The 1,024-nt window shown below is 48.3% G+C and carries 1 protein-coding gene; it reads right to left on the reverse strand.

Features of this window, described 5'->3' with window-relative positions; genetic code table 11:
* Positions 1-107: 107 nt before the first annotated feature.
* Positions 108-1,024, reverse strand: a 917-nt coding sequence (locus R7070_RS26620) for a uracil-xanthine permease family protein (protein WP_318141576.1), incomplete at its 5' end; no start/stop codon positions are given.

Below are 1,024 nucleotides of genomic sequence, written 5' to 3' on the forward strand. Positions count from 1 at the left end.
TAATTAGTTACTCCGAATAAAACAAAGGCTTGGTTTTCACCAAGCCTTTTTTGTTGCTGTTTGTTTAGAAAGGTTAAAGTGCGCCACTTAAAAGTCGCACAGTCGAATTACTTCGCGCTTTCCTCTTCCATTTGAGCGTTATCAACCACGTGGTTTTCACCAAGGTCGTGTGGCAGCACTAGGTTAAGAAGGATTGCCACGATACCACATAGGCTTACACCTTGTAGGCTGAACTCGCCGATACCGAAAGCCATACCACCGATACCAAATACCAGTGTTACTGCAACGATCACCAGGTTACGAGATTTGTGTAGATCAACGTTGTTCTTAATCAGCGTATTCAAACCGACGGTTGCGATAGAACCGAACAGAAGAATCATGATGCCGCCCATTACTGGCACAGGAATGGTTTGCAGAATCGCACCTAGCTTACCTACCAGCGCAAGAACAATAGCGGTAATGGCAGCCCAAGTCATGATCACAGGGTTGAAAGCTTTGGTCAGCATTACCGCGCCTGTTACTTCACTGTAAGTAGTGTTTGGCGGCGCACCAACCATTGATGCTGCAATTGTCGCGATTCCGTCACCCGCGATAGTGCGGTGTAGGCCTGGTTTCTTCAGGTAGTTTTTACCCGTTACATTTGAGATAGCCAACATGTCACCCACGTGCTCTACCGCAGGAGCGATTGCAACTGGGATCATGAATAGAATCGCGTTGATGTTGAACTCAGGCATGGTGAAGTTGGGCATTGCAAGCCAAGCTGCTTGAGCCACAGGTGTAAAGTCAACCACACCGTAGAATAGGGATACTGAATAGCCCGCCAAAATACCACCCACGATAGGAACCAGTTTTAGGAACCCTTTTGCGAACACGCTAAGTGCAATTGTCGTTAGCAGTGAAACAGCAGAGATAATGACCGCAGCATCGCCATTTACTAACTGAACCGCACCGTCGCCCGTTTTACCTACCGCCATGTTGACTGCCGTTGGCGCAAGGCCAAGGCCGATAACCATGATCACGGGGC

Source organism: Vibrio sp. 1557, from assembly GCF_033340175.1.
GTDB lineage: Bacteria > Pseudomonadota > Gammaproteobacteria > Enterobacterales > Vibrionaceae > Vibrio > Vibrio alginolyticus.